The following is a 26,419-nucleotide window of genomic DNA, read 5'->3' on the forward strand; positions in this document are numbered from 1 at the left end:
AAATCTATTTTTCAAGCCGATTTAAAACTAATCGTAACGCTTTTATTGCTTTGTCTTTGATGAAAGATTTCTTTTTATAAGAAACACTTTTCCCATACAGAGCCTTTATAGACAGGAATTTTTCGAAGTTATTTTGAATTAAAGATTGGCGATAATCTTCAAAAAAATCTTTCAGGTACTTATTATCTGAAAATGAAAAGCGGTTTTGATGGATAGATATTTTTTCCGGTTGATCAATTCTATATCCACTGAAATGAAAAAATATCAATGGCACATTATTTACAAAATATGAATTGTCTTTTTTCTCAAGCGTTCTTTCGTGCATATTCCAATAAGCAAAGTTACATCCCGGATGATCTATCAATAAAACGTTTCTAAAAAAAATGGGAACATGATTCAGCCATAATTGGTCAACCATTAATCCAATACAAACATTGTTGAAACCTTGATCAAATAAACGTTCTTTCCACCATTTCAAAAATGCCATTGTATTGATGTCGTTTTTTAACCCGATGAAGCCGGCGTTATAAATGCCGGAATTTAAAAAATCTCTCTCCATTATATATTTATTATCTGCCGGTAAAGGAGAGAGTATATGAGGCGTCAACAAAATGGAGTGATTATTCAGCTTGTCTTCCAGTACCTTTAATGAATCATATATTTTAATATCTGTATCAAAATAAAAAACAATATCGGGTTTATAGGTTTTAAAAATGTAATCTCCATAATAGGCCTTTAATGCGCAACTCAATTCAAAAACATCGTATTGTTCTGTTAGTTGTTTTTGGTCCGGAGAGTTTAATTGAGATAAAGAGATGAATTCAAAAGGTTTGTAATCTTCAATATTTATTCTGTTATCTACTTCATCCGCTAAACCAATAATAAAGTGATAGTCAGGATTATGCTGCAGAAGTGATTTTCCTAAAACAGCTATCTGCCCTAATCTATTAAGCGTACAAACAGTATAAACGATCTTCATTTAATTTCTCTTTTCTGCTATTATTATATTATTGAGGTATAAATACTTTTTACCGGGGAAAATTTTACTTAATACAATACCGGTAATAGTAAGAATAGGCATTGCGATGAATTTAGCGATCTTTATTAAAATGGGAAATGTAAGTTTCGGAAAAAACACATCTGATAAATATACCTGTTGCATTTGCCAAATAGCTGTAAAGAAATTGCCTGATTTGTCTATCACAACAATATCAAATCCATTCTTTTCAAATTTTGATTTAAGAGCAAATTGAGTGTAACGTGCATAGTCATTCGGTATTTCATGCTCCGGCCAAACAAAAGGACAGGTGATTAAGATTTTTCCACCTGGTTTAAGTACACGATTCAGTTCTAACATCATTTCATCCAGATTAAATACATGTTCAAAAACTTCGCTGCTGAATATTGAATCAAAAGTATCCTTGTTGAAAGGAAGTGTTTTGCCATCATAATAGTACTCTATTTGTTCGTTCTTATGACTGTGTCCCTCATTTTCAAAATCAACACCAACATAAGAGTCCGCTTTAGTAAATAAAGATTGATAAGGTTTGGTTCCACATCCAAAATCCAATACATCACCCGTCATATGTGACGAATATTGCGTGATTTTTTTTAATAATCCTTTTCTGGTAAAATAATATGGATGAAATAAAGAGGGGTTAAACTCAGGATCTTTCATATAAATTACTTATAAAACTGCCTTTTTGAATGGAACAAATCTACAATTTCTATTCTATAATAGATGATTTAATATATTGCAGTCTCTTAAGCTATTTAGATTAAGAAATCTTATTTTATGACCGCACTTATTTTTGGCGCTAACGGGCAGGATGGTTTTTATTTAACTGAACTATTGCAATCAAAAGGTATTGCTGTAATAGGTATTGGAAGAAAAGCTGCAATCAATATCATTGATTATACCTCTATATGTGACACAGTAAATCAATATAAACCTGATTTTATCTTTCATTTTGCTGCAAACTCAACAACCCGCCACGATGCTTTATTCGAAAACCATGAAGTGATAAGTACCGGAACATTAAATATTTTAGAAGCGGTTAAAAAATTTTCTCCTGCAACTAAAGTATTTATTTCGGGAAGCGGACTGCAATTTGTAAACAATAATCAACCAATAAAAGAAACAGATCCGTTTGAGGCGAGAGATGCTTATTCCATAGCGAGGATACAATCAGTATACGCAGCAAGATATTTTAGAAGACTAGGATTAAAAGTATATGTGGGTTATTTCTTTAATCATGATAGCCCACGTAGAACAGAGCGGCACATGGCGATGAAAATATCTGCAGCAGTAAAAAGGATAGCTGATGGAAGTGATGAAAAACTGGAAATAGGAGATAGTAGTGTGATAAAGGAATGGACTTATGCAGGAGATGTGGTAAAAGGAGTTTGGACCTTGGTAAACCAGGATAAGGTTTGGGAAGCCAATCTTGGTTCTGGGTTAGGCTATTCAATCGATGACTGGATAAGCATATCTTTTAAATTAATTGGAAAAGATCCGAAAGACCATGTAGTAAAAACGGAGGGTTTTACTGCAGAATACCGGCAATTAGTGTCTGACTCTTCACTTGCTTTTTCTTTGGGATGGAAGCCTGAAGTCTCGTTTGAACAACTGGCAAAAATGATGCTGCAATAAAATCCATGGCTTCTGTAAAAAAAATATTACTCCTTCATTTATACTCCAATGGCGATTGCCTGTATGCTACTACCATAGCCAAACAAATAAAAACAGATTATCCGGGATGTCACTTGTCCTGGGCCATAGCTTCTTTTTGTAAAAATATTATTACCAATAATCCTTATGTTGATGAAATTCTTATAGTAGATTCTGTCAAAAAAAATGATGTGACAGCCTTCAGAAAATTAAAGAAAGAATTTTATCTGCAAAATAAATACGACGAGATATTTATAACGCAAAACATGGAAGCCAATCAGGCTTTTTACGATGGAAGCACTAGAAGCAATGTATTAAGAGCTTATCCTCATAAAATAACGGTACCGGTTACACCTGTTCTCCGGTTAACTCAAGCAGAGATAGCAACGGCACAACAATTTGCTCTTCAACATCGGCTATCGGATTATAAGAATGTTATTTTGTTTGAGTATGCTCCGCAGAGCGGTCAATCAAAAATCACAAAAGAGTTTGCTGTTAGAGTTGCAGAAGATTTAACTAAAAACGGTGATGTTGCTGTTGTTCTTTCATCAGCCAATAAAATAAACAGTGCACATAAAGCAATTATAGATGGCAGTGTATTAACTATGAGAGAGACGGCAGCATTAACACATTACTGCACTTTTTTATTGGGAACAACATCCGGTATTACCTGGTTATCTACGAGCGATGCCGCAAAGCAATTGCCAATGCTGCAATTGTTTACTCCTTATACACGTTATGAGAACCCTGTATCAAGAGATTTTAAGCGATTTAATTTATCTGCTGATGGACTCATAGAAATACTTCAGCTGAATGAAAAACAGATCGTTGAATGTGTGAATCTTGCATTACAGAATTTCCCCGAAGCAAAACAAAAATACAATCAGTCCATACCGTTACACTTTAAAACCACCCGAAGCATTGTTTATAATTTGCTTTGTTATTTACAATTCAACGCTATTCTTACGCATATAAAAGTTAACAGGGAAGTTTATGGAAATAATCCGCTGTTTTATAAAGAAGTGTTCGTCGGTTTTATAACTTTTCCGTTTAAGCTGGTAAGTAATTTAGTTACAAAAAGGTTTAAATAGCATCTCGTATCATTTTCAGTTTTATCCTTATATTTACTCTTGTTTAAAAAGTATAATATGAATGTCTGCATGCCCTCATTATTTAAAAAATGGTTAACTACTCTAACCTTGTTTATAGCAAGTATATCGGTTAATGCTCAAGCCACCAACTCGATTGATATTGGCTCGGCATTACAAAATACTGATACTGCAACTACTCTTAATCCATGGATCGTAACTAATATGACAGATCATATGAAAAATGCCATCTGTGTAGGAAATTCAGATGCCTGGAATTGCCCATATAATACTACACCCATATTACCTGTTGCAATAGGGGCTAATGCCATTTTAATAGATCCGTTAATAGATGGTAATGGTAATTATCCTTGGCCGGCCGGTTCTTACTTAAGCTGTTTTAATGCAAACACTATTTATACACCACCCGTAACACAATCCAATTCAACTGCTTGTGCAATGACAATAAGTAGAAGATTTATTGTTAATACTGCTGCCAATACAGAGAATATTACATTTAAGTTTACAATTAACGTCGATAATGAAGTAAATGCTATTGTGTTAGATGAAGGAACTGCTAATGCTATTAATGTGCCTTTCACTTATTCTAATGTAAAAGTAAGTCAACAGGTTACTATAGATACAACTATTATATTATCAAATGGCATGCATACGGTTGATATTACCTGCGCTAATGGTGAAATGGCAACAGGTGGCAGATATTGTTATACAATGAATAACTGGCAAATGAACCCTTTTGGTATAACTATCCGTGGAAATATTTCTTCTAACGCTGATATTCTAGTAAATTCAAAAAGTAGTCCTGTCACAACCTGCCGTCCTTGTCAAGATTCGTGCAATAAATTTAATACAGTTGTAACCAATCTTGAAAATAGAGTTACAAAGTTAGAGAATGCATTAAAGGCTTTACTGAATATTGCTGCTAACTGCCCGCCCATCGTTGCCTCTAATACTTGCACATTGGATATTTCTCCTGTACCTTTTTCAAATGCTACCACAGTAAATTATGCTATTCAAAATTTTTCAGGTAATGGTATATTGCAGGTTACTGATTTAAGTGGCAACTTGCTTAAATCTTATCCGATCTCTCAAGAGAATGGACAAATGGCAGTAACAGATATTTCCGGTCCGGATGCTGTGCTGATCTTTAGTATTGTTAGTAATAATAAAGTATTGATCTCTAAAAAATCAATCCGAATAAATTGAACGGATGATTGTATAAAAGAAGAAGCCCATATTTGATATGGGCTTCTTCTTTTATGTTTTAAATGTTTTATCACTGTATCTTCAATTCTTCCTGTACCATTTCTTTCACCAATGCAGCCAGGTCGTACTTAGGTTTCCAGTCTAATTCAGTATTTGCTTTGGTAGCATCACCGATTAACAGGTCAACTTCTGCCGGGCGGAAATATCTTGCATTGATACCCACTACTTGCTTACCTGCAGGCAGTTGATATTTAGGATTTGCACATTTCACAACATATCCTTTCTCATCAATGCCTTCTCCTTTAAATTCTAATTCAATGCCTGCTTCTGCAAACGACATTTTTACAAAGTCTCTAACGGTGGTGGTTATACCTGTTGCCAAAACATAATCCTGCGGTTTTTCCTGTTGCAGGATCAACCACATACCTTCCACGTAATCTTTCGCATGTCCCCAGTCACGTTTAGCATCCAGATTTCCTAGTAATAACATTTCCTGTTTGCCTGCAGCAATTTTTGCGGTAGCGATGGTTATCTTACGGGTAACAAAGGTTTCACCTCTCAACGGACTTTCATGGTTAAATAAAATACCATTTACCGCAAACATATCATACGATTCACGATAGTTCACCGTGATCCAGTAACCATATAATTTAGCAACGCCATAAGGAGAACGTGGATAGAAAGGAGTAGTTTCTTTTTGAGGAATTTCCTGCACCAATCCATATAATTCAGAAGTAGAAGCCTGGTAGAACTTGGTTTTCTTTTCCAAACCTAAAATGCGGATCGCCTCCAATATTCTCAATACGCCGATTCCGTCGGAGTTAGCGGTATATTCAGGCGCTTCAAAACTTACCTGTACATGGCTTTGCGCTCCCAAATTATAGATCTCATCGGGTTGTGTTTGTTGGATAATTCTCAAAAGGCTGGAAGAATCTGTCAGATCACCATGATGTAAATGAAAACGATCTTGTAATGATTTGTCGTTAAAAAGATGATCAATTCTGTCGGTATTAATTAAAGAACTTCTGCGTTTAACACCGTGTACATTATAACCTTTACTCAATAGCAGTTCAGATAAATAAGCACCGTCCTGGCCGGTAATACCTGTAATCAAAGCCGTCTTCATCGTTTAGTTTTGGTTTTAAAATTTTTTAAAAAGTTTCCCTATCCATAAGGCTCCGTATTGCTTGGGGTAATAAATGGCTGCAAAAATATACCATCTGAGGTCAGGATAAAATTTTTTCATGAATTTTGCATGGTTTCTGATAGAAGTAGTCCTGATTTTTAGCCATTTATCCTTACTCACACTGCCTTTATGCACGTGCATCACCTTTGCCTGCGGTAAAAAATGGATTTGATACCCTAATTGCTTAAAATCCCAGCACCACAATACATCTTCACAATACATAAAAAAGTCATCAGATAACTTCTTTTTCGGTAATTGAGCAAGAATTGACCTTGGAAATAGCATAAAAGCGCCCCAAACCCAATCTACATTGGCAAAACTCTGGTGATCGAAATAATGGTGCAGCATTAAATGCTCCCGTTTTTCCTTCGGCATCAATTTGTAAAAAGGAAAAATCTCTAATAATTCCCAACCGATTGTTCTGAACCTGCGTGTGGTATATTGTATCCTGCCATCGGGGTAAGTTAACTGGCAGCTTACCATCCCAACCTCTTTATGTTGTTTGATATAATCCAGGCAAATTTTTGGGGCGTTATTGATTAGCTGTGTATCACTGTTCAATAATAAAAGATATTCGCCTTTGGAATGTTCAATACCGGTATTGTTGCCGCCGGTAAAACCGGTATTAACAGGGTTTATTATTAAGTTTATGTTAGGAAACTTTTCTTTGAAAAGAGTTGGATCACATTCTACAGAAGCATTATCTACCAATACAATTTCATAATCAACATCTATCAGTTTTTCCTGTATTGATTGAATGCAATTACAGGTAAGCTGAAAAGTATTGTAATTAATTATGATGACAGATAATTCCATTGTGGTTATGCAACTTTATAAAAATAAGGCTTGTTAACTAACATCTTAAAAGAATATTTAAGCAAGATGCCTACATTAGAAATATAGCCCGCAACATTTTGCCATTTATATTTTGCTTTTTTCCCTTTAAAGATCTTTTCGATCAGCAAACAAAAAGCAAATACAGGTATTTCAAACAGGTAACAGATCATCATGAACAGGTACCAGCATATTCCCCATGTTTTTCTTATATACAAAATATTAGAAAGTACTACCTGTCTTCCTTTTCTGTTCCAAAGATTTTTACTGTTCTCATTTTCGGTAGTATCATAATAATCGCTGCTTGTGCCGCCGCCTATATGAATTACTTTCGGATCAGCGTATAAATAAATATCTCCCAACTTACGTAACCGGCTGCACCATTCTATTTCTTCGGCATACATAAAAAAGTCTTCGTTCATTAAACATTGCATAGCTGTGGAACGGCGCAATAAAATAAAAGCGCCGATGATCCAATCTACTTTTGTTTTTGATTCAACATTGCTAACACTGGGAACTTTTGTTTTTAAGCTATACCCTAAAAAGCGTATCAATTTTCCAAAATAAGGGAGAGGCAATAAGATGTTCAATCCTCCTGTTATAAAGTGAGCGCCGGATATTTGTTGTGAACCATCCGGATTGAGCAGCTGAATGCCGCAGGCAACTGCATTTTTTTCTGCTTCAAATAAAGCCACCGCTTTATCCAATGCATTTTCTAAAATGATAGTGTCGGTATTTAATATCAACACATATTCGCCTGTTGCATTCCGTATGCCTTCATTATTGGCTCTTGCAAAGCCGGCATTGTATCCCATTGGTATCCATTTAATTGCCGGATACTTATTTGATACAATTTCATGACTGTTATCCTGTGAAAAATTATCTACTACTATTATTTCGAATGAAAGCTTTTTCGTTTGTTCATAAATGCTATCCACGCAATCCAAAACAAGTTGAGGACTTTTATAGTTAACAAAAATGATCGAAATATCCATGCTGTTGCTGTTCAAAAATTAAGCGAAGATATTGATAATGTATTAATGTGATAATTGCTGTTATTGCCGAAATTTTATTTGGATTTTGCAATGTGTGACAGCTTTCTATTTGCTTTGTAATTTTTTATGGATCAATAATAATCCAATTTTATTCTACCTATTGTTCCGGGCTTTATTCTGCCTTCTATTTGTAAAATATATGTTCGCCCCAAAATACTTCCGGCAGCAATAACGGGGGATATCACATTCTCAATTTTTTTATACAGCGTTGATCTGCCTTCTATATCTGAATACAGAATACTTATGTTTTTTGTATTGCCTATAACAGTAACAACACTATCGCCCGTAGATCTGTAAATAAAAGCCCGGTCTGAAGTTGTATAGTCCACGGGCATCTCGGATTCGTACTTCTTATTTTTTCCATAGAAATCGCTGATTAATTTATATTTTTTTATACCCTTTCCATCAGAAAACAATGTAAGCAAATGATAAGACTCATTTCCGGCAGCCAGCTTTAAAATAGAATGGTCTTTACTCATTCCTTCGGATACAAGAGTTGCACTTTCCAATTTGGTAGTATTCAAGAAGATCGCTGAATCCTTATTGTTTAAAAAATACGAATAGTCAGAATTCAAAACCGGGTTTAAATAATCAATGCTGGATAAATAATTTGCCATTTTTTGATATTCTTTTGAAAGTCTCTTTCCGGTTGTTATATCAAATTGTACAAAAAAATAAATAGGATAAACATGTTCTCCAAATGTTCCATTTTTGTAGTCTGTTTTTTTTGACACATCAAAAGATACTAAAGCGCTTACTCTTTTATCATCAACATAAATAGCATTGACATTATTTAAACTGTCGAGCTCTGTTTGCCAAAGAACTTTACCCTTTAAGTCAATTTTTTTAATTGTTATTTTGCCTTCATCTTTTGCAGACTCCCCCGAGAATATATTATCATTATAAAGTACGACAGGACTTGGCGTGGATTTATTTGAATAGCCTAAAGTAACATCCCATAAAACGTTGCCCTGGTTATCTAAAGAGTACAGCTTAGATTCAAATCCATTAGTATACATTGAAATATTGGTAGCTTCAAAAGGTGCCATCAAATAATTCATAGGCGAGTTCTTGGAAGGTTTTGTGGCATTGCTAATTTCATCTTTTGTTGGGTTGTATTTTTTTATAGAAACAAAGAGCCCATTGTTGTTGGCACATGTATTGGCTTCTGAAGTAAAAAAACCTTCTGCCAATTCTTTTTGAGCGAATACGGAAGTTGGGCAAAAAATTATAGTAAGTCCCAGAATAGTTAAAAGAATATATTTCATTATAGTTTGTTTTGGCACATCAATGACACTAATATAGCGTGCTTTATGCACTTGACAAATATAATCACCAAAGAAGATTTCTTGGTAAGCCTCATGCAAGAATAGTAAACATAGATGTTTCATAGATATTCCATGTTTATATGGTTCAATTTTATTTTGAATTGTAACATTTCTAAAAGTGTTTGAACTAATATTACTAAAACTAAGTTTCCTTTTTTCGTAATTCAATTTTCCCGATACAGCGATTCATTGTTGCAACATGCAAATAGTTTTGCGACCTATTATTTTATCAATATTAAAATACTATGCTTAAGAGACTTATTGCTATGGCAACACTGTTATTTACAATAGTGATTGCATTTGCTCAAACAGGAAACATTAAGGGAGTCATCAAAACATCTGACGGGCAACCGGCAGAGTTTGTAAATGTAGAATTAAAAGGTGCTGCCAAAATGCACGCTACCAATAGTGATGGAGAGTATGAAATAAAGAATGTAAAGCCTGGTGCTTATACTATTGTAGTTTCTTATGCAGGACTTAAAACACAGGAGCAGAATGTAGAAGTAAAAGCAGGAGAGACTGCTACATCCAACTTTACTTTAAGTGAAAATGCCACGCAGATAGAAGGTGTTATCATTAATTCGCACCGTGCTAAAACCAGCAGTGATTATGCATCTAAAATGCCTTTGAAGAATTTAGAGAACTCACAGGTATATAATGTAGTATCTGCCGACCTGATGAAACAACAAGGCACTACTAATTTTGATGATGCGCTAAACAATGTTCCCGGTATTCATAAATTATGGGAATCAACCGGGCGTGGATATGGCGATGGTGCTGCTTATTATTCTTTAAGAGGTTTTGAAGCACAGGCAACCATAGTAAATGGTTTGCCGGGTGTTACCAGCGGAAGTCTCGATCCTTCCAACATAGAAAAAATAGAAGTTATTAAAGGTCCTTCCGGTACTTTATTCGGAAGCAGCCTGATCTCTTATGGTGGTTTTGTAAATACCGTTACCAAAAAACCATATGCTGATTTTGGCGGAGAAATAGATTATATAGCAGGCAGCTTTGGATTGAACCGCATCACAGCTGACATCAATACTCCATTAGATAAAGAAAAGAAAGTGTTATTAAGAGTAAATGCAGCGTATCATTCTGAGAACAATTTCCAGGATGCAGGTTTTAGGGATGCAGTGTTTTTAGCTCCCACATTATCGTATAAAGTAAACGATCGTTTATCGTTCGACATAAGTACAGAGTTTATGCAGGAAGAAAAAACAAATCCTATGATGTTGTTCCTGGGAAGAAACACGCCGTTGCAATTTAAAAACTTAGCAGAGCTGAATTACAATCGCAATCTTTCTTTAACCAGTAACGATCTTTCTATTAATAACCCACGCTATAATTTACAGGCACAGATGAAATATAAGCTGTCTGATAAATGGACATCGCAAACGGTGCTATCTAGATGTACTTCTGGATCAGACGGATATTATTCTTATTTGTATGATAATGAGAATGGCACCGGGCAATTCAGCTTATGGGTAAGCAAACAAAAAGCACACACCAATACATCAGACATTCAACAAAACTTTATCGGCGATTTTAAAATAGGTTCGGTACGCAACCGCATGGTAATAGGATTGGATTATTTTGAAAGAAACATCATTGATAACAGTACCGGCTATGCCTGGGTAGAAAATGTAACGCCACAGGGAGATGTGAACTACATCTACCCTTATACGGGAGATACTTTAGCGCCGATCTCATTAAGCAAACAATCAGTAGACAATGCATTGGCACCAACCGGCATCAGCAACAGCAATTCAAAAGATGAAACGATGAGCGCCTATGTAGCAGACATCGTTAATATTACTCCTAAATTGATTGCTACTGCAAGCATTCGTGCAGATTATTTTCATGTCATCAATGGTTATAATCAAACCGGCTTTTCACCAAAATTCGGCTTGGTGTATCAATTGCTTAAAGATAAAATATCGGTATTTGGTAATTATATGAATGGCTTTAAGAACGTAGCCCCATCACAAGCAGATGATCCTACAGATACCTTGCCCCCAACTATTCAAACCTTTAAGCCGGAGCATGTAAACCAAATGGAGTTTGGTATTAAAACAGAGCTTTCTGAAAAACTAAATGCTACGTTAAGCTTCTATGATGCTAAAGTTGCCAATGTAGTGATCGCTATACCGGGAACTGTATTTAGTTCACAAGGCGGTGAAGTGGAAAGCAAAGGTGTTGAATTAGACCTCAATGCAAATCCTGTAAAAGGCTTGAATGTGATTACTGGCTTTAGCTATAACGATAGTAAAGTAATTAAAGGTGATGATGCCAATGTATGGTTGGAGACAGGCAGAAGACCTATTTATTCCGGTCCTAAAACAATGGCAAACTTTTGGGCAACGTACGATTTTAGTAATAAGCTGAAAGGATTCGGCATTGGCTTTGGTGGAAATTATTCCAGCGAGCTGGCGATACTTGACAGCAAAGTTACCGGCACTTTCGTATTGCCTTCATACACCGTATTAAATGCTTCTGTTTATTATAATGTAAACAAATTCAGGTTGGCATTGAATGTAGATAATGTAACCAACAAAGATTATTTTACAGGTTACTCCACTATCAATCCTCAAAAGCCACGTAACGTAGTAGTTACTTTAGGGTATAAGTTTTAGTTAAGAGAATAGTTTCATTTTTTCTGCCGGTGTAATACAATTGCACCGGCTTTTTTTATTGTATTATAATAGTCTGTAGTTGTTGATCGCGATGTGATTTTATCTGTTAAAGAGGAGGCTAAAAAGCAATCATCTTTCTTATTACATTTATCTTCTCAATGAAACATACACTATTAATAATAACTTTTATACTGGGTGCTGTTTCTTCATTCGCCCAAACTGATTATTTTAATCTTAAGCCGGATACATTAATTGATAAAAAAGAATCCGTTAAATACATTCTTGATTCCTTGCATAAATGTGTAACTGCTTTTGATAGTGCGGGTAAGCAACTGTGGATAACTGACTTAGTGAAAGCTGAAAAAGAATTATTTCATCCACAAGATAAAGAGGAAGAATTTGCTATAGCAATGGACTTTATCGATGTAATTAACCTGGGAGATAAGTTGCTTTCATTTGAAAGCTTTCATATATGCTATGGTACAATAGATAAAAAAAGCGGCAGTATTCAGCTTAGTGGTTGTGATTAGAATTCCTGCCGTTGTTGGTGCCTGACCAAAGACAGGGTTAATTTGTTATTGTTGGAACGAGTTGGGTTACTTACTATGAATAAATAGTTGTTGATCAGGCGACCAACAACGTAAGAGGATGTCATCTATATTGGCAATAAATCCTTTATATCAACGCCTAATCCTTTACTGATCCGATACAGAGTTATATAACTTAGGTTTACCTTCCCGGCTTCTATTTTAGACATGGTCGATTTCTCGAAATTGCAATTAATCGAAAGCTGGTTTTGGGTCATGTCTTTATTACGACGGATAGAGCGGATCTTCTTTCCAAGTGCCAATAATAATAGAGAATCATCCATATATCTGGTAAAAGTACCCATAACTGTACTATAAGAGGTTAATCTATTCGCCTATAAAGTTGGCAAATACGCCTACTTTGCCTATATTGTAGAAACTTCCAATATCAACCACACTATAATCAGCCATTTAACCTTTAACCAATAAAAAATGGCTAAAATATTAATCGTAGAAGATAATGATGAATTAAGAGAGTTCTTTGTTATACTACTTAACCTCAATAAGCACGCCGCGATTGCTGTTTCTACTAAAAAAGAAATAGTAACGCAAATTGAATTGCTAATTCCCGACCTGATAATAATGGATGTAATGCTCGGTAATGAAGATGGAAGAGAAATATGCAAAGAGATAAAGAAATCACATAAGAATATCAAAATACTTTTAATGTCGGCAAGTCCAAAACTATTGCAAAATTATAAAGACTGCAATGCTGATGGAACAATAGAAAAACCCTTTGAATTAAAAAGTATCCTGGATAAGATTGAATCATTGTTAGAAATAAAATTAGAAGTTCCTTCTTTAGTGTTGGCAAAAAAATGGACATTAGTAAAAATTGGGCCTCATTGATTTTTACTCCGTGTTTTAACACGCATATAGTTACGATGGATCTATTTCTTCGAAAATCAAATAATCTCATTTCTTTATAATGCAGTAATAAAAAAAACCACCCTTCCTGGAAAGGAAAGGCGGTTGTTTATGTGTACCCTACTAGAACAAAAAGTTAAGATGTTTAGGATTGGTTTTTCTTTGGCGCAGGTCTTTTTCTTTCCGGTTTTCTTTTGCCGCCGGCTTGTTCATATTGGCTGCTGCTTTTGCCGTACTTGGATGCAACGCCTGTTAAAATGCGTTCGTTCCAATCTCTTAGTTCTTTTTCTTTGTCTTTTAAAAAATTCAATTTGTCATCAACAGTGCTAAGAATGGTATTGTATTCATCCATAGCATTTTTTACATTATCAATAGCGCCCTGGTAGTTCGCCTGTGTAAGATCATTACCTAGATCAAAATTACTGTCGATGCTTTTTACAGATGCGATACGGCGGAAGGCTTTTTCGTATGCGCGGGAGGAAGTTTTTTTACGTGCCATTTTAAAGAGTTTAGATTATTACTATTGTGTTCGATCTGTTATAGAGTGAAAAAACATTACAAAGATTGCATGGCAACGATAAAGAAGAGGTTGATAATTGTCTAATTTTTGTTTGTTATTACACATTGAGTGTTTGTTATAGCACAATGAGTGTTTATTGTGACAACTTGTACGTTACTAATGGCACTTTAAGTGTTTCTTGCGGCACAACGAGTGTTACTTACAACACAATGAGTATTTATTGTGGCAGCTTGTGCGTTTGTTATAGCATAATAAGTGTTTGTTATAGCAGCTTTAGTATTTGTTACTGCACAACGAGTGTTTGTTGTAAACACTTGAATGGCTATTAGAAACACTTATTGTGTGGTTAATAATGTAGAAGTTGTTGGTAGGGAAGTGGGAGTTACTACAATTTTTGCTGTGTGAATTGTTGTTCGTCAGGCAACCAATAACGACGAGAGAAAGAAGAATGGTTTAATCAAAAGAGCTATATGAAAGAGTAAATAAACAATATACATTTGAGAGTATTTTTTTATTATTTACTTTTAAATTAAATGTCATGTCAACTCAAAAGATTAAAAAATTCCCAGAACCTCCATTAACTTATCATATAAATCCTAATGAGATTTATAATCAGATCAGCACATTTTTAACCAATAACAAACAAGTAAAGGTTATATCATTAAGTGCCACATCGCTGTTTGATGGTTCTAATGGACAAAATGTAGCCTATTTGATTTACACAGATTAGGTAAATAACACTTTACAATATTAAAAAGAGACATATTATGTCTCTTTTGTTTTTAAATACTTGTCTCTTATTATCAGTACTTTTTTTATCTTCCTTGAATGAAAACAATGCTATTGTCCATTTTCTTACTTTGTTCTATTAATTCGTTTAGTCAAAAAATAACTTATCACTATTTAGCAGGTACATGGGAAATAGTAGGTTGTGAAAAAAGTAACGGAGCTGCGAGACCGGTCCTTGTTGCAACATTTATAGACAGTTCAACAATGTACTTCAAGTTTATAACTAATAAATGGGGAGACTCGCTCTTTATGTATTATAAAATCGATACTCTTACAAATCCCGTTTCTATTAATACACGGTTGACGGACAAACAATTCGAGAAAGATGTAAGAATATTTTTAAATCCCATCGATAATAATGTGATACAATTTCAAGGGTATCCTTTTGGCAATCACAAAACAAAACAATGGGAACCTAATTCGGAAAGGGGGTTATTTATACGAAGAAATTGATCCCTCTCTTTCTTGCTTCTTTTTACGGGTATCAAAATAAAAGCCTACGTTCCGATAATTAGTGTTATCTTCACAAAGTGATATAGTTCTTTAGCACTCTCTACGATCGAATAGATTTATACTTATTTTCTCTTTAATTATATTTTCCTTCTTTTTTCAGTCTGCTCTTTTCTACCTCACAGGTATTTTAATTTATTATTTAAAAATTATTTTTTATGAACATTTATGTTTCAAACTTGAGCTTCAATACTGGAGAAGCAGAATTAGAAAAACTTTTTTCAACTTACGGAGCAGTTAATTCCGTAAAGATCATCAACGACAAAGAAACGGGCAGACCTCGTGGATTTGGTTTTGTGGAAATGTCTTCAGAAGAAGAAGGCAGAAATGCAATATCGGCACTTGATGGTAAAGAATTGGAAGGCAGAAATATGTGTGCAACTGTTGCAAGACAAAAAACAGAAGGCTTTAAAAGCATAGGAAGCCGTAGTAATCACAGTAAGATCTGGTAAGCATATCTAACAAATAAAATGAAGGGCTCTAAGTAGAGCCCTTTTATTTTTATAATGATCTTAAGTTGAATTCGTGAAGATCAAATTATTATTCAGCAACTCGTTTTGCTTTTGTATACCTGAATATTTTGCCAGGTGGCGGCAGGTCTTCCATTCCTTCATAGGCTTCTTTGGGGTAACTGTTCCTGCTATAAAATTGCCCGGTTACAATAATACCTGTTTTCCATGCAATGGAATCATTTTCCGGGTTCCATATTGACGTGTCGGCAGGCTCTATGTAAATACAATGTTCAGTAAGCTCTTTTTTATTCCGGTCTTGCCACTTAAGCCACTCAGGGCACGCACATCCCATTCCAACGAATTGTAGTCGTAAGGTCTCGATCTTATTTTCTAAAGTATTTGTTGAATCCCACAGCATTTTTGGTGTGCTGCTTTTTGTAAGAGTATCTTTTACAGGCAGCTTATGATCAGTTGTTTTACTTTGACAACAAGTTAAAAGACTAACGAATGATACCAACCGTATGATTGATATCGGAGATGTACCACGAAAAAAATGCTTTCATTATTCTTTATATGCATGATTAATATAGTAATTAATAAGATGCTTTTTTCTTTCCTCTTTAAGAGAAGCAATTAATTGAATTTGCGATTCAGAAAAAAAATGCTCCGGAGTATTTACTCCAAAATTATTAAGTAGATAATCGATCAATGTCATTGGTATTCTTTTGTCTTCAGCCTGGCACAGAAACCAATCTGTTGTATCTGCTGCGTTTTTAGCAAGTGTCTGCCAAAAAGCAGTAAAATCTTTTTCAATAAGATACTTTGAAGCGATCATCCTTACGCTGGCTTTGCGATGGTTAGTGAGAATTAGATAATCCTTATTTTTTAAATGCCTAAGCTTTTGCATTCCTTTAATGGATACTGTGTCAAATTTTACAGGATTGTTATTATTTGTTTCAGGGAATTGTTGTAAAACTGCAAGAATTCCGGAAGGTAGTTGAAGCGAATCAAAAGAGTTTTGAGAATAGCAGCTTTTTGCCACGAAGAATAAGAATAGTATGCAAATATTTTTCATAGATCGTATAGCTGGAAATTAAATCTTGTAAGTATTTTAATTATATCGATGATTTTAATAGATCGTTATTTTAGTTCTTCCGCCAAGCCAATTAAAAGCCCTTCGGTTCCACGAATATAACAGAGTCGGTATACATTTTCATACTGAACTATTTCGCCAACCAGTTGCGCTCCATGTTTAGTAGTTAGTCTTGATACCAGCTCATCAATATCTTCAACCGTGAACATAACACGTAAATACCCCAGCGCATTTACAGGAGCATCACGATGGTATGCAATAACAGCAGGTGTAAGAAACCGGGATATCTCAAGCCGGCTGTGTCCGTCGGGTGTAACCATCATAGCAATCTCCACAGACTGGTTACCAAGCCCCGTTACACGACCGGCCCATTCACCTTCTACCATTGCCCGTCCCTCCAGTTTCAAACCTATTTCTGTAAAAAAAGCAATAGCAGTATCCAGTGATTGAACTACGATACCGACATTGTCCATTCGTAGAAGTTTGTTTTTTGTCATTGGGTGATTGTTTTGTTTATTTTAAGCATCTGCCTTTTTGCAGGTATATAATCTTATCTATTATTAGTAAGATATTTCTCGAATGCGCTGATATATTTTTTGTCGGTCTCGCTGGTCGATTTTTTTAATGCAGTTACAGCAAATTCAATTGCTTTTTCATTATTGCCCAATTGCCGCCAGTACTCAAATAAGAAATATAAAATACCTAATTCAAATTTGCCAAAATATCGTTGAAGTTGAAAGTCCGGAAAGCCCAGGTAATTGGTTCTATTGATCTGCGTAATATATTCCTGATGGTTTTTAAATTTATTGAAAAAGTCCATTCCTTTATTGGAAAACACCCGCCAAATATCGTCAACTAATTTTTTGTTTTCATCATCTTCTGTCTTGAAAATCCAAAACCAGGTATCAGGTATAAGTTTTGTTTTTTTACTGCTTTCAGAAAGTCTATAAAAAAAATCAGCATTTTCCGGTCGAATATCTTTTGTTGTAACCGGATCGTCAAGAGTTGGATCAACAATAGTATTAAATTTTACCAGGAGGTCAACTTGAATAGCACCTCCGGTTTTATAAGTCCAAAAAAATATTACTTCGGTATAAATTTCATTTTGTTTATAATAGAAGAAATCTTTTCCTTTAAAGCCTAGCTTTTGAATTCTGGGAAGAAATATCTCGTTCACAAATTTTTTAAAATCTGAGCTTTTAATTGGGTGCTCTCGTGTATAAATTGTCTTAGGCAGTTGTGTCACACCAAGACCATTAATAAGAGGTTTCGTTCTGTTCCGCTTTAATATATCGATAAGTTTATCAAGCATTTCCTGCTATTTTAGAGCAACGCCTCTTGCAGATGACGGGTATAAAAAATTAGAGCAAACTTTGAATTTTAAAATCAGGGTTTCTGTTATTAAATTCTTCTATTCTGCTATTAAGCCACCCAGTCTTCCCATCAAGTGTTACTCTATCAATAATAGTCTGATACGCTTCATTTATTTTTTCATCCTCATTCATTATTAAAGGTACATTATGCATTAAATTAGATAACCAAAATGATTTTTTATCATTGTTATCGTAGCTATGCTCTCTAATTTCAATTAGAACTATATATAGCAGGTATTGCAAAAACTGTTTTTCCATTATAATTATTTAGCTATATAAATGTAATAAAAAAGGCTGCATTTAGCAGCCTTAAAGAAAGATTTAATCATATTGAAAATCATAAACAATTATCAGTTTCTCTGAACGGTAATGCTCATCTAATTGATAATATTCTGTTTTAATGGGACGATCCCGGCTGTCATAAAAATATCTATTTCCTTGATTGAATTCAGCGTTGATCCATTGCCCATCTTCACGTTGCCGCCAGTCTAAATAAGGTTCTTTCCATTTTTCTTCTTTCAGCTTGCCTTTTTCATCACGTATAAAAATTCTATGTGTCGTCATTTCTCCTTTTTTGTTGAATGAATTCTTCTCTACTAATTTAGTATTCTTGTAAATGAAGGTATCCATTGAAGTATTTATAGAATCAAAAGGAAAATATTCAGACTTGATCTTAAGTCCATTAGAATACGTATTAAGAGCAGTAAATAAATTGGAACCGAAATGTCTATGTAGTTCGATCAATTTTTTTTGATCATTATATTTATACGTTTCGTATGGTTTTTGATTTACCAACCATTTGGTTAATTCGCCATTTGTGTATTCGTATGTATAAGTGTCTTTGTCTTTTGCGCTACCAACTTGGCTATGCGGAAGATACAGTCCAAACTCTTTTTCTCCCTTTGTCTTTTCTTTATTATCGTAAAAATATTTTTCTTTTTCCGAAAGCATACCCCAATTCGTGTCATTATCAAACGGTGTCGTGAATTGCTCCTTATAAATTAAATTACTGTCAGCGTTGAATGCTTCATACGAGTACTTAAATTTTGTATGTAGATTTTTAAGCGATACATGAGCGCTGTCAAAACTGGTAAAATAAGTTGTAACGGCGTACTTCTTTTTTTGCGTGCTGTTAAAGCATGCAGTAAAAAGAATTGAAACTAACAGAATATAAAATGAATTACGAAGAGTCATAATGCTACGTATAAATCATGGGTATTTGTGAAGATAACTATGTCTGCGCAGGAAGTAAAAAATCAATACGTCAAATTAAAAATAAAGCTCCGGGTATACTACCCGGAGCTTTTTATTTGAAACACCGTTCCTCAATGATAAGGCAGGTTTCTCATCTAATTAATTTGTTAGCGCCATCATAAAAAAAGCGATAATGCTTATTACTGCTATCACTAATAACGCTATCAGTATGAGCCATAAAACATGCGTGTTTTTATCGTATGAACTATGCGCTTTCATAGGAAATATGTTTTGCCTGCCATATAAGGCGCAAATTAAAAACCACTTATTTCAGAGGGGAAAATCCTGTAAATGCCGGAGGTTGCTGCATTTATGCCTCAAAATGGGGTAATTACACCTGCCGGATGCGCTTATTTTGTAGTAAGGCCTTTAATCACCAGTTCACGATAGCTATCATCTTTTTCCTTTATTTCTATCCAATGTTCTGCTTCATTTATATTAATGTAAAGCTCTGCAGCATCGTCAGGGTTTTTTGTTTCAAAAAAGACTTTCATTTCTTTTGTTGAATCCTTATTAGATGGTTCTGCGCCTAATTGTTTTCTAAATTCGTTTAGATCAATGAATGTAATTTTTTTTGAAGGAACAAAATGCAAAGAAGTGTCCGCTTTTTGTTTATACAGTTTTGAAAGCGTCTGAACAAGATTGTCGCTGATATTTCCGCTGCTTTGAATTGTCAGCACTTGTGCAAGTTCTTTTTCATTATTGGGCGAAGCGGTTGGGACTGTAATTTTAAATCCAAGGTTTTTTGTTTCGTACAAAGAATTTGCAAAATAAGATATGGAGCTGTCTGTTTTTGAAACTTCAGTAATTGAAAGACGAATGTCAGCGCCCCAACCTTCATCATCGCCTTTGTCAATCAATAATTCTTTTGCCGGAAATGTATCTCTTGATGCAATTGGATCGGTGCTAGTTTTTAAATTGGTTGAATTGTTACAACTAAAAATAGATGCTATGAAAATAAGCAGAACTAATCTTGTCATGTTGGAAAGTGTTTAATGATGTATAACTTATTGTTTCACTATTTTATCCGAAATGGTTTTATAGATTATTTCACCATTAATGATCATTTTCAAGCTGGTCAAAATGCTTATACTTTTTTCTTCTTGTGATTTCAGGAGTGGATGTGTACAGTTAAATGAAAGTATAGTAGAATGCTCAAAGTTCTTTAAACTATAGGGGAGGCTTTTAAAATTAATGAAATATTGCTTTTGCGAACTCGATGTTTTATTAAGACAAAATGTAGACTTACCTTCTTGCGAATAAATAGAGTCTTTAAAATCTATTATAGAATATTTATTTAATGAAGTACTTCGCTTTTCAATGATCATGTAGGTTAAACGGATGCTATCATTTTCTTCGCCCGGCGTTCGAAGTATATCTATTAGGCTATCTTCATATATAGTTTTTATTTTCTCACCATTATCGTTCAAATATTTGAGCTTTGTCTTACATGACAAGAGGTATATTACAAGAAAAAATACTAAAAGTTTCTTCATGAATTATATATAGTTGATAAGCTTGCGATTAGGTGCAAAAGCACAGAAGTTCTATTATTAAAACTGATCTATGTTTAACGGGAAACAAATTTTGAATTCAATATAGAAGCCTCAATTGCTTTTTTATCATCATCATTATTATAAATACAGGTTACATTGAGCTCTTTGTTGCCTATTTCTGCTATGTACATGGCTGTCCAGTAAGTATAATTTTTTTCTTTGTGATAAACTTTACTTTCAATGACATAGAATTTTACGCTATCAATTAAAGCTTCCCGTGTTGAAACCAGGGCATCTGTTTTGAGTTTTTCATAATTGGATCGTATAAATGCAGCGAGCTTATCAATATAACCGGGCAGTGAAAATTTGGCTATGTTAGAATTGCCTTTGTAACTGCCTAAAATGATATTTGCATTGGATGAATCCGTTTTGGCTACGGAAAATAATATTACTTCATCGGTTGATTGATTTACAGCGTTATTCTTTTTAATAATGGAATCGCCGGATCTGATTATAGAAGAAAAATTATCTATTCGGTATATGTAATTTTCCGGCTTCTGATATTGCCAGGTTACTTTTCCTACCTCATATGTTTTTTGCCCAAAAGAAAATATAGAAAGAGAAAGCAGAAATGATGTTACTATCGTTCTCATAAATTGATTGTTTTAGATATAGTTATTTTATGATATTCTAATGTATATGATTACTTACTCTTTTTCATATCATGTCTATTATAAAAATCCTGTGCTGATCCGTAAGTCCAGTATTTTTCCTCATTTTGTATAATGTACAAATCCTTAGCTAGTTTGCCAAAAGTACTCGTCGGTGATGACATCCGCGAACATGGAGAAAAGCTGTTTGAATTATTTCAGTCTTTCTGCGTCAAGGGCTTTAATGTATGCTATCATATATTTAGAGTAAAAGCCTGAACTTCCGCCGATATAATCTTTACCTGTTGTTCTATCTGTAACTAAAAGTACTATCCCTGTTGAGTATGTTGCAGTATTAGGAAATGAGACACTTCCCAGACTTGTTTCCCTTACAAAATCAGAGCTTCGTGTTGTGTAGTTCAAATTGCGATCAAATACAAATCTATACTTGCTCATGGGATAATGATCCGGAATCTGGTCTGGAGTAATGATTTTATACTTTCCCGTATAATATGCCAAGAAGTTTTTTTTCAAGCATCTGTTATAGTCTCCCGAGCCAGGATGTCTTATAACAAGCAACGTATCATTATATCCATTGAATTCTGGTGGAATTTGCCCAGCCTCTTTAGTAAAGGTGACGTTTTTTACACTAGTGTAACAGCCGGTTATTAAAATAATAATACTTACGATTAAAAAAAAGGTAAAATGATCATGTGTTTTTGACATGGCTTTGGTTTGTTTTGAGTAATGTTAAGAGTTGTCATTGTCACTAATATACTATGCTTTATACTATTAATTTATTACTGTATTCAAAAATAAAAAAGCCCCCGTTTCCGGAGACTTTTTAAAGCTACTTTTAAATCTATATTAATCGATCTTGGTAATCTTAACAGTGTTGGTAGGTAAGTGATGTTCGATCGGTGTACTACCCGTATTCACCACTACATCCCCTTGTTTCAAAAATCCTCTTTCTTTTAAAATATTGATCTGGTCAAAGATGATATCATCCAGGCTTACTTCTTCTGTATAATAAAAAGCACGTACGCCCCAGCTTAAGCTCAATTGATTGATCAATGTTCTTTCTTTACTGAAAATGTACAACGGAGCTTTCGGACGATAGCTGCTCAACATAAAACCGGTATAACCGCTTTGTGTCATACCTACCAAAGCATCTGCACTAACATCCTGTGCCAGTTTACAAGCACTGTAACAAACCGCATCACTTAAGAAAGAAGGAGAGTGGGGTTGAGGAGCTAATATGTCATCACGATCATAATCGTAATCTTTGCTTTCTACTTCACGAATAATCTTTGTCATCATCTCTACCACTAAAGTAGGATATTGTCCCATGGCTGTTTCACCGCTTAGCATTACTGCATCAGCGCCTTCCAATACAGCGTTGGCAACGTCGGTCACTTCACTGCGGTTAGGTTTGGTTCTGTCCATCATGCTTTCCATCATCTGCGTAGCAACAATTACCGGTTTTGCACGGTGCATACATTTACGGATGATCTCTTTTTGAATAAAAGGAACCTGTTCAATAGGAACTTCCACTCCCAAGTCGCCACGGGCAACCATGATACCATCGCTTTCAACTATAATGTCACGAAGATTTTTTAATGCTTCGGGCATTTCAATTTTAGAGATGGTTTTTATTTTACTTCCTCTTGCTTTTAATCTGTTCTTTAGATCGATAATGTCTTCTGCTTTACGAACAAAAGAAAGAGCGACCCAATCCAAATCTTGCTCAATGATAAAATCAAGATCTTCAATGTCTTTTGGTGTTAATGCAGGCATCGTTAATGCAGAGTCAGGAAGATTAACTCCTTTCTTAGGTAATAATGTTCCGCCTAATGTAACACTGACTAAAACTTCTTTATCATTCAGAATTTCTTTAACCGCTACTTCCATCTTGCCATCATCTAAAAAAATACGCTCGCCTTTTTTTACATCCTGGGCGAGCATTGAATACGATACGTATACTTTTTCTTTAGTGCCGACAACCTTTTCTGTGGAGAAGATTATTTCCATTCCTGGCTTTAATTCGATCTTTCCATCTTCCAGGTCACCCACTCTTAATTTAGGTCCCTGCAGATCGCCAAGTATAGCAATGTTATAAGGCTCTGTTTTATTTATCTGGCGGATGTTATCAATTACTTCTTTCTTTGAATCATAAGCGCCATGTGAGAAATTTAAACGAAAAACGTTTACACCTGCTTTTACCAGGTCTAACAGTTGATCGTAGGTGCTACAGGCGGGGCCTACTGTGGCAACAATTTTTGTTCTTTTAATAGAATGTTGAAATCCTGCTTTATTATCCATCTGCTTGTGCAGGTATTTACCAATATGCTTACTCATTTAGTTTGTTTCTTTTTTGTGTTTGTTTTTCAGGAGGCAAATATAGAATTATGATGCAAGAATCTTCACAATTTTCATCCATTCCTCATTCACTCTTGTTTTTAGTTTAGATGCTTTTTCAAATGGAGTATGATTGATGCGGTTTTCTTTGATACCGATCATTACGTTATGAGCGCCGCTGATCAAACACTCTACGGCATTATAACCCATGCGGCTTGCAACTACTCTGTCTAAGCAGGTAGGAGAGCCACCACGTTGAATATGACCCAATACGCAGATCCTTGTATCAAGATCCGGCATGTGTTGCTTGATGATATTGTTAACGCCTACTGCCCCACCAAATTCATCATCACCTTCGGCAACAATGATGAGGTTTACCAGCTTTTTACGTTTTTCTTTTTCCTGTAAAGATTTTATTACTTCAACAATATCTGTTTTTCTTTCAGGAATAATGATATGTTCTGCACCGGTGGCAATACCACTGTGCAATGCAATAAAACCTGCGTCACGTCCCATTACTTCAATAATGAACATACGATCGTGTGCATCCATCGTATCACGGATCTTATCAATGGCGCCAACAGCAGTATTGACAGCTGTATCAAAGCCGATGGTAAAATCGGTACCTACAATATCCCTGTCAATTGTACCGGGAATACCGACACTTGGTATATCAAACTCTTCGCTTAATTTTTTACCACCACGAAAGGAACCGTCGCCACCAATAATTACTAACCCATCTATACCGCGTTTTTTTAAATTAGCGTATGCTTTTTTTCTTCCTTCGGGTTCGTAGAATTCTTTACAACGGGCAGTTTTTAAAATAGTGCCGCCGCGTTGAATAATGTTGGCAACACTTTTACTTTCCATAGGGAATATATCATCATCCACCATTCCCTGGTAGCCTCTCATAATTCCGTAAACTTCCAATCCATAGTATAAGCCGGTACGTACTACTGCACGTATGGCTGCATTCATTCCCGGTGAGTCTCCGCCGGATGTTAACACTCCAATCTTAGTTACTTTGTTCGACATGTTTGTTAATAATAGCTTTTTTGGGGATTAAATAAGCTTTTTCTCGTTTAAGGTGTATAAAAAACACATTTTGCGACCAAAAGTACAGATTTAAAATCAATTTCGGCATCGATTGCGATTAATTGTAATTAGTTGTAATGTATGGATTTATGTGCATAATGAAGTCTTTTGAATTAAACTTAAGAGATATTTAATAAAGAGTCTATTTTAAGCTGTCTGCTTGGGTTTAATAAAACAGTATTTTATATGATTTGCGATAATACTTAATCTTAAAGTATTCGGCGGGTTTATAAATAAAAGGGCTCTTTTGCTTCTTTTAAAAAACATAAAAGTTTTTAAATTCCGCCTGCGGCGATAACAAAGCAAAAGAGCCCGGTCTTTGCGGTTATTGGTTAAGAATTCGAGGAAAGGAGTTTGCTTATTTATTTTTTAAATAGTAGTCAGTTAGTTTAAGCTCACCGAAAAGAGAGTGCATATAACTTATAAGTTATTCTTTACAAATTCTCTGCAATACTCTTTAATCATTCCACGTACTTTTTTAAACTGTTCGTTTATTTCTTCTTCTGTTCCTGTAGCTTTTGCTGGGTCGGGAAAATTGTAATGAAACTTCCTGGCATTGGATGGTAAAACGGGACAACGTTCTTTTGCATTATCACAAACGGTAATTACAAAATCAAAGTCGATGTTGGTATATTCATTTACGTTATTGGAAGTATGATGAGAGATGTCCATCCCATCTTCTTTCATAGTAGCAATGGCTTTGGGATTTACACCATGTGTTTCAACTCCTGCGCTGTAAACAGCTGCTTTATCTCCTGCAAAAAAACGCAGGTAACCTTCTGCTATCTGGCTTCTGCAGCTATTGCCGGTGCAGAGCACTAAAATTTTTTTCATAAATTATTTTAAACAAACAACCAGATGATATTGATGATACAAAATTTAGGATCAAAACCAAAGATCAGTTGCAGTATGATCAAAGAAGAAGTTATGATAATGGGTTTGCGGTATTTTTTCCAAAACACCAACTGATCATTTATTGCAGCTTGCTCTTTTTGCATATTAGCAACAGGTATTTTTCTTTTCAAGTTTGATAGAAATATTTCCAAAATAATCTTTGAGCTTAGCGATCCCTTTTTCGTCAATACAATAACAAACGGAGGTTCCTTCAATATTTCCTTTTATTAAGCCTGCATTTTTCAATTCTTTTAAATGTTGCGAAATAGTAGGCTGTGCCAACGGTAATTCAGAAACAATATCGCCGCAAATACAGGATTCTACTTTCATCAGGTATTCCATAATGGCAATTCTTGCAGGATGTCCCAATGCTTTTGCAAGCGTTGCAATGGCATTCTGCTTGTCTGTAAAATGGTCTGTTTTAGTAGCCCCCATCATTTAATTTTAATATTGCAA

The 26,419-nt window shown here is 34.8% G+C and carries 32 protein-coding genes; 9 read left to right on the plus strand and 23 right to left on the minus strand.

Going from position 1 to position 26,419, the window contains the following annotated elements; genetic code table 11:
• Nucleotides 1-4: 4 nt before the first annotated feature.
• Nucleotides 5-979: a hypothetical protein gene (locus K9M53_RS05410; RefSeq protein ID WP_224018607.1), complete on the minus strand. Its 975-nt coding sequence runs from the start codon at nt 977-979 to the stop codon at nt 5-7.
• A complete protein-coding gene (locus K9M53_RS05415; RefSeq protein WP_224018608.1) occupies nt 980-1,678 on the minus strand; it encodes a class I SAM-dependent methyltransferase in 699 nt (232 codons plus the stop codon).
• A gap of 117 nt (nt 1,679-1,795) precedes the next feature.
• Between K9M53_RS05415 and K9M53_RS05420 the strand changes: the two genes are divergently transcribed.
• The 3 genes from K9M53_RS05420 (at nt 1,796) to K9M53_RS05430 (ending at nt 4,986) form a co-directional block, all read left to right on the plus strand.
• Nucleotides 1,796-2,653, plus strand: coding sequence for a GDP-mannose 4,6-dehydratase (locus tag K9M53_RS05420; RefSeq protein WP_224018609.1), 858 nt, complete (start codon nt 1,796-1,798; stop codon nt 2,651-2,653).
• Between the two features lie 5 nt (nt 2,654-2,658).
• A complete protein-coding gene (locus tag K9M53_RS05425; protein ID WP_224018610.1) occupies nt 2,659-3,762 on the plus strand; it encodes a glycosyltransferase family 9 protein in 1,104 nt (367 codons plus the stop codon).
• Nucleotides 3,763-3,831: 69 nt separating this feature from the next.
• Nucleotides 3,832-4,986 carry a hypothetical protein gene (locus tag K9M53_RS05430; RefSeq protein WP_224018611.1) on the plus strand — a complete coding sequence of 385 codons (1,155 nt, stop codon included), beginning with the start codon at nt 3,832-3,834 and terminating at the stop codon, nt 4,984-4,986.
• A gap of 70 nt (nt 4,987-5,056) precedes the next feature.
• On the opposite strand, the gene gmd is transcribed toward K9M53_RS05430, so the two are convergent.
• From gmd to K9M53_RS05450, 4 genes are all read right to left on the minus strand, one after another.
• Nucleotides 5,057-6,112 carry a GDP-mannose 4,6-dehydratase gene (gene gmd / locus K9M53_RS05435; RefSeq protein ID WP_224018612.1) on the minus strand — a complete coding sequence of 352 codons (1,056 nt, stop codon included), beginning with the start codon at nt 6,110-6,112 and terminating at the stop codon, nt 5,057-5,059.
• A 15-nt stretch (nt 6,113-6,127) separates the two neighbouring features.
• Nucleotides 6,128-6,988, minus strand: a complete 861-nt coding sequence (locus tag K9M53_RS05440) for a glycosyltransferase family 2 protein (RefSeq protein ID WP_224018613.1) — start codon at nt 6,986-6,988, stop codon at nt 6,128-6,130.
• Nucleotides 6,989-6,993: 5 nt separating this feature from the next.
• Nucleotides 6,994-8,001 carry a glycosyltransferase family 2 protein gene (locus tag K9M53_RS05445; protein WP_224018614.1) on the minus strand — a complete coding sequence of 336 codons (1,008 nt, stop codon included), beginning with the start codon at nt 7,999-8,001 and terminating at the stop codon, nt 6,994-6,996.
• 131 nt (nt 8,002-8,132) lie between these two features.
• Nucleotides 8,133-9,329, minus strand: a complete 1,197-nt coding sequence (locus K9M53_RS05450; RefSeq protein WP_224018615.1) for a hypothetical protein — start codon at nt 9,327-9,329, stop codon at nt 8,133-8,135.
• Between the two features lie 305 nt (nt 9,330-9,634).
• On the opposite strand from K9M53_RS05450, the gene K9M53_RS05455 reads away from it, so the two are divergent.
• A complete protein-coding gene (locus K9M53_RS05455; RefSeq protein WP_224018616.1) occupies nt 9,635-12,025 on the plus strand; it encodes a TonB-dependent receptor in 2,391 nt (796 codons plus the stop codon).
• A 158-nt stretch (nt 12,026-12,183) separates the two neighbouring features.
• The gene (locus K9M53_RS05460) at nt 12,184-12,555 is read left to right on the plus strand and encodes a hypothetical protein (RefSeq protein WP_224018617.1); all 372 of its coding nucleotides are present in this window, start codon (nt 12,184-12,186) and stop codon (nt 12,553-12,555) included.
• Between the two features lie 125 nt (nt 12,556-12,680).
• On the opposite strand, the gene K9M53_RS16190 is transcribed toward K9M53_RS05460, so the two are convergent.
• Nucleotides 12,681-12,917 carry a helix-turn-helix domain-containing protein gene (locus K9M53_RS16190; protein WP_390687534.1) on the minus strand — a complete coding sequence of 79 codons (237 nt, stop codon included), beginning with the start codon at nt 12,915-12,917 and terminating at the stop codon, nt 12,681-12,683.
• Between the two features lie 127 nt (nt 12,918-13,044).
• Here K9M53_RS16190 and K9M53_RS05470 point away from each other — a divergent pair, with 127 nt between their 5' ends.
• Complete coding sequence (locus K9M53_RS05470) at nt 13,045-13,461, plus strand: response regulator transcription factor (RefSeq protein ID WP_224018618.1); 417 nt, start codon at nt 13,045-13,047, stop codon at nt 13,459-13,461.
• 163 nt (nt 13,462-13,624) lie between these two features.
• Here K9M53_RS05470 and K9M53_RS05475 read toward each other — a convergent pair whose 3' ends face one another.
• Nucleotides 13,625-13,978: a hypothetical protein gene (locus K9M53_RS05475; RefSeq protein ID WP_224018619.1), complete on the minus strand. Its 354-nt coding sequence runs from the start codon at nt 13,976-13,978 to the stop codon at nt 13,625-13,627.
• 559 nt (nt 13,979-14,537) lie between these two features.
• Between K9M53_RS05475 and K9M53_RS05480 the strand changes: the two genes are divergently transcribed.
• The 3 genes from K9M53_RS05480 (at nt 14,538) to K9M53_RS05490 (ending at nt 15,750) form a co-directional block, all read left to right on the plus strand.
• Complete coding sequence (locus K9M53_RS05480; protein WP_224018620.1) at nt 14,538-14,729, plus strand: hypothetical protein; 192 nt, start codon at nt 14,538-14,540, stop codon at nt 14,727-14,729.
• Nucleotides 14,730-14,827: 98 nt separating this feature from the next.
• Nucleotides 14,828-15,241, plus strand: a complete 414-nt coding sequence (locus K9M53_RS05485; protein ID WP_224018621.1) for a hypothetical protein — start codon at nt 14,828-14,830, stop codon at nt 15,239-15,241.
• Between the two features lie 215 nt (nt 15,242-15,456).
• Nucleotides 15,457-15,750, plus strand: a complete 294-nt coding sequence (locus K9M53_RS05490; RefSeq protein ID WP_224018622.1) for an RNA recognition motif domain-containing protein — start codon at nt 15,457-15,459, stop codon at nt 15,748-15,750.
• An 88-nt stretch (nt 15,751-15,838) separates the two neighbouring features.
• On the opposite strand, the gene K9M53_RS05495 is transcribed toward K9M53_RS05490, so the two are convergent.
• From K9M53_RS05495 to K9M53_RS05565, 15 genes are all read right to left on the minus strand, one after another.
• Nucleotides 15,839-16,168: a hypothetical protein gene (locus K9M53_RS05495; protein WP_224018623.1), complete on the minus strand. Its 330-nt coding sequence runs from the start codon at nt 16,166-16,168 to the stop codon at nt 15,839-15,841.
• Between the two features lie 144 nt (nt 16,169-16,312).
• Nucleotides 16,313-16,792 (minus strand): hypothetical protein, encoded by a 480-nt coding sequence (locus K9M53_RS05500; RefSeq protein WP_224018624.1) that lies wholly within the window; start codon nt 16,790-16,792, stop codon nt 16,313-16,315.
• A gap of 98 nt (nt 16,793-16,890) precedes the next feature.
• Nucleotides 16,891-17,316 (minus strand): VOC family protein, encoded by a 426-nt coding sequence (locus tag K9M53_RS05505; protein WP_224018625.1) that lies wholly within the window; start codon nt 17,314-17,316, stop codon nt 16,891-16,893.
• Between the two features lie 77 nt (nt 17,317-17,393).
• Nucleotides 17,394-18,020, minus strand: coding sequence for a DUF4304 domain-containing protein (locus K9M53_RS05510; RefSeq protein ID WP_224018626.1), 627 nt, complete (start codon nt 18,018-18,020; stop codon nt 17,394-17,396).
• A gap of 184 nt (nt 18,021-18,204) precedes the next feature.
• Nucleotides 18,205-18,474, minus strand: coding sequence for a hypothetical protein (locus K9M53_RS05515; protein ID WP_224018627.1), 270 nt, complete (start codon nt 18,472-18,474; stop codon nt 18,205-18,207).
• Nucleotides 18,475-18,537: 63 nt separating this feature from the next.
• Nucleotides 18,538-19,410, minus strand: a complete 873-nt coding sequence (locus tag K9M53_RS05520; protein ID WP_224018628.1) for a hypothetical protein — start codon at nt 19,408-19,410, stop codon at nt 18,538-18,540.
• A gap of 410 nt (nt 19,411-19,820) precedes the next feature.
• On the minus strand, nt 19,821-20,450 hold the full coding sequence (locus K9M53_RS05525) for a hypothetical protein (RefSeq protein ID WP_224018629.1): 630 nt from the start codon (nt 20,448-20,450) through the stop codon (nt 19,821-19,823).
• Between the two features lie 27 nt (nt 20,451-20,477).
• Complete coding sequence (locus tag K9M53_RS05530) at nt 20,478-20,900, minus strand: hypothetical protein (protein WP_224018630.1); 423 nt, start codon at nt 20,898-20,900, stop codon at nt 20,478-20,480.
• Nucleotides 20,901-21,040: 140 nt separating this feature from the next.
• Entirely contained in the window at nt 21,041-21,619 is a 579-nt protein-coding gene (locus K9M53_RS05535; protein WP_224018631.1) for a hypothetical protein, read from the minus strand.
• 210 nt (nt 21,620-21,829) lie between these two features.
• Nucleotides 21,830-22,342 (minus strand): hypothetical protein, encoded by a 513-nt coding sequence (locus K9M53_RS05540; protein WP_224018632.1) that lies wholly within the window; start codon nt 22,340-22,342, stop codon nt 21,830-21,832.
• Nucleotides 22,343-22,483: 141 nt separating this feature from the next.
• Nucleotides 22,484-23,974, minus strand: a complete 1,491-nt coding sequence (gene pyk / locus K9M53_RS05545) for a pyruvate kinase (RefSeq protein WP_224018633.1) — start codon at nt 23,972-23,974, stop codon at nt 22,484-22,486.
• 48 nt (nt 23,975-24,022) lie between these two features.
• The gene (gene pfkA, locus K9M53_RS05550; RefSeq protein ID WP_224018634.1) at nt 24,023-25,009 is read right to left on the minus strand and encodes a 6-phosphofructokinase; all 987 of its coding nucleotides are present in this window, start codon (nt 25,007-25,009) and stop codon (nt 24,023-24,025) included.
• Between the two features lie 480 nt (nt 25,010-25,489).
• Nucleotides 25,490-25,903 carry an arsenate reductase ArsC gene (locus K9M53_RS05555; protein ID WP_224018635.1) on the minus strand — a complete coding sequence of 138 codons (414 nt, stop codon included), beginning with the start codon at nt 25,901-25,903 and terminating at the stop codon, nt 25,490-25,492.
• An 8-nt stretch (nt 25,904-25,911) separates the two neighbouring features.
• On the minus strand, nt 25,912-26,094 hold the full coding sequence (locus tag K9M53_RS05560) for a hypothetical protein (protein WP_224019187.1): 183 nt from the start codon (nt 26,092-26,094) through the stop codon (nt 25,912-25,914).
• Nucleotides 26,069-26,401 (minus strand): ArsR/SmtB family transcription factor, encoded by a 333-nt coding sequence (locus K9M53_RS05565; protein ID WP_449265790.1) that lies wholly within the window; start codon nt 26,399-26,401, stop codon nt 26,069-26,071. The genes K9M53_RS05560 and K9M53_RS05565 overlap by 26 nt, the downstream gene beginning before the upstream one ends.
• Nucleotides 26,402-26,419: the final 18 nt, after the last annotated feature.

Origin of the sequence: Ferruginibacter albus (assembly GCF_020042285.1) — a bacterium.
Taxonomy (GTDB): domain Bacteria; phylum Bacteroidota; class Bacteroidia; order Chitinophagales; family Chitinophagaceae; genus Ferruginibacter; species Ferruginibacter albus.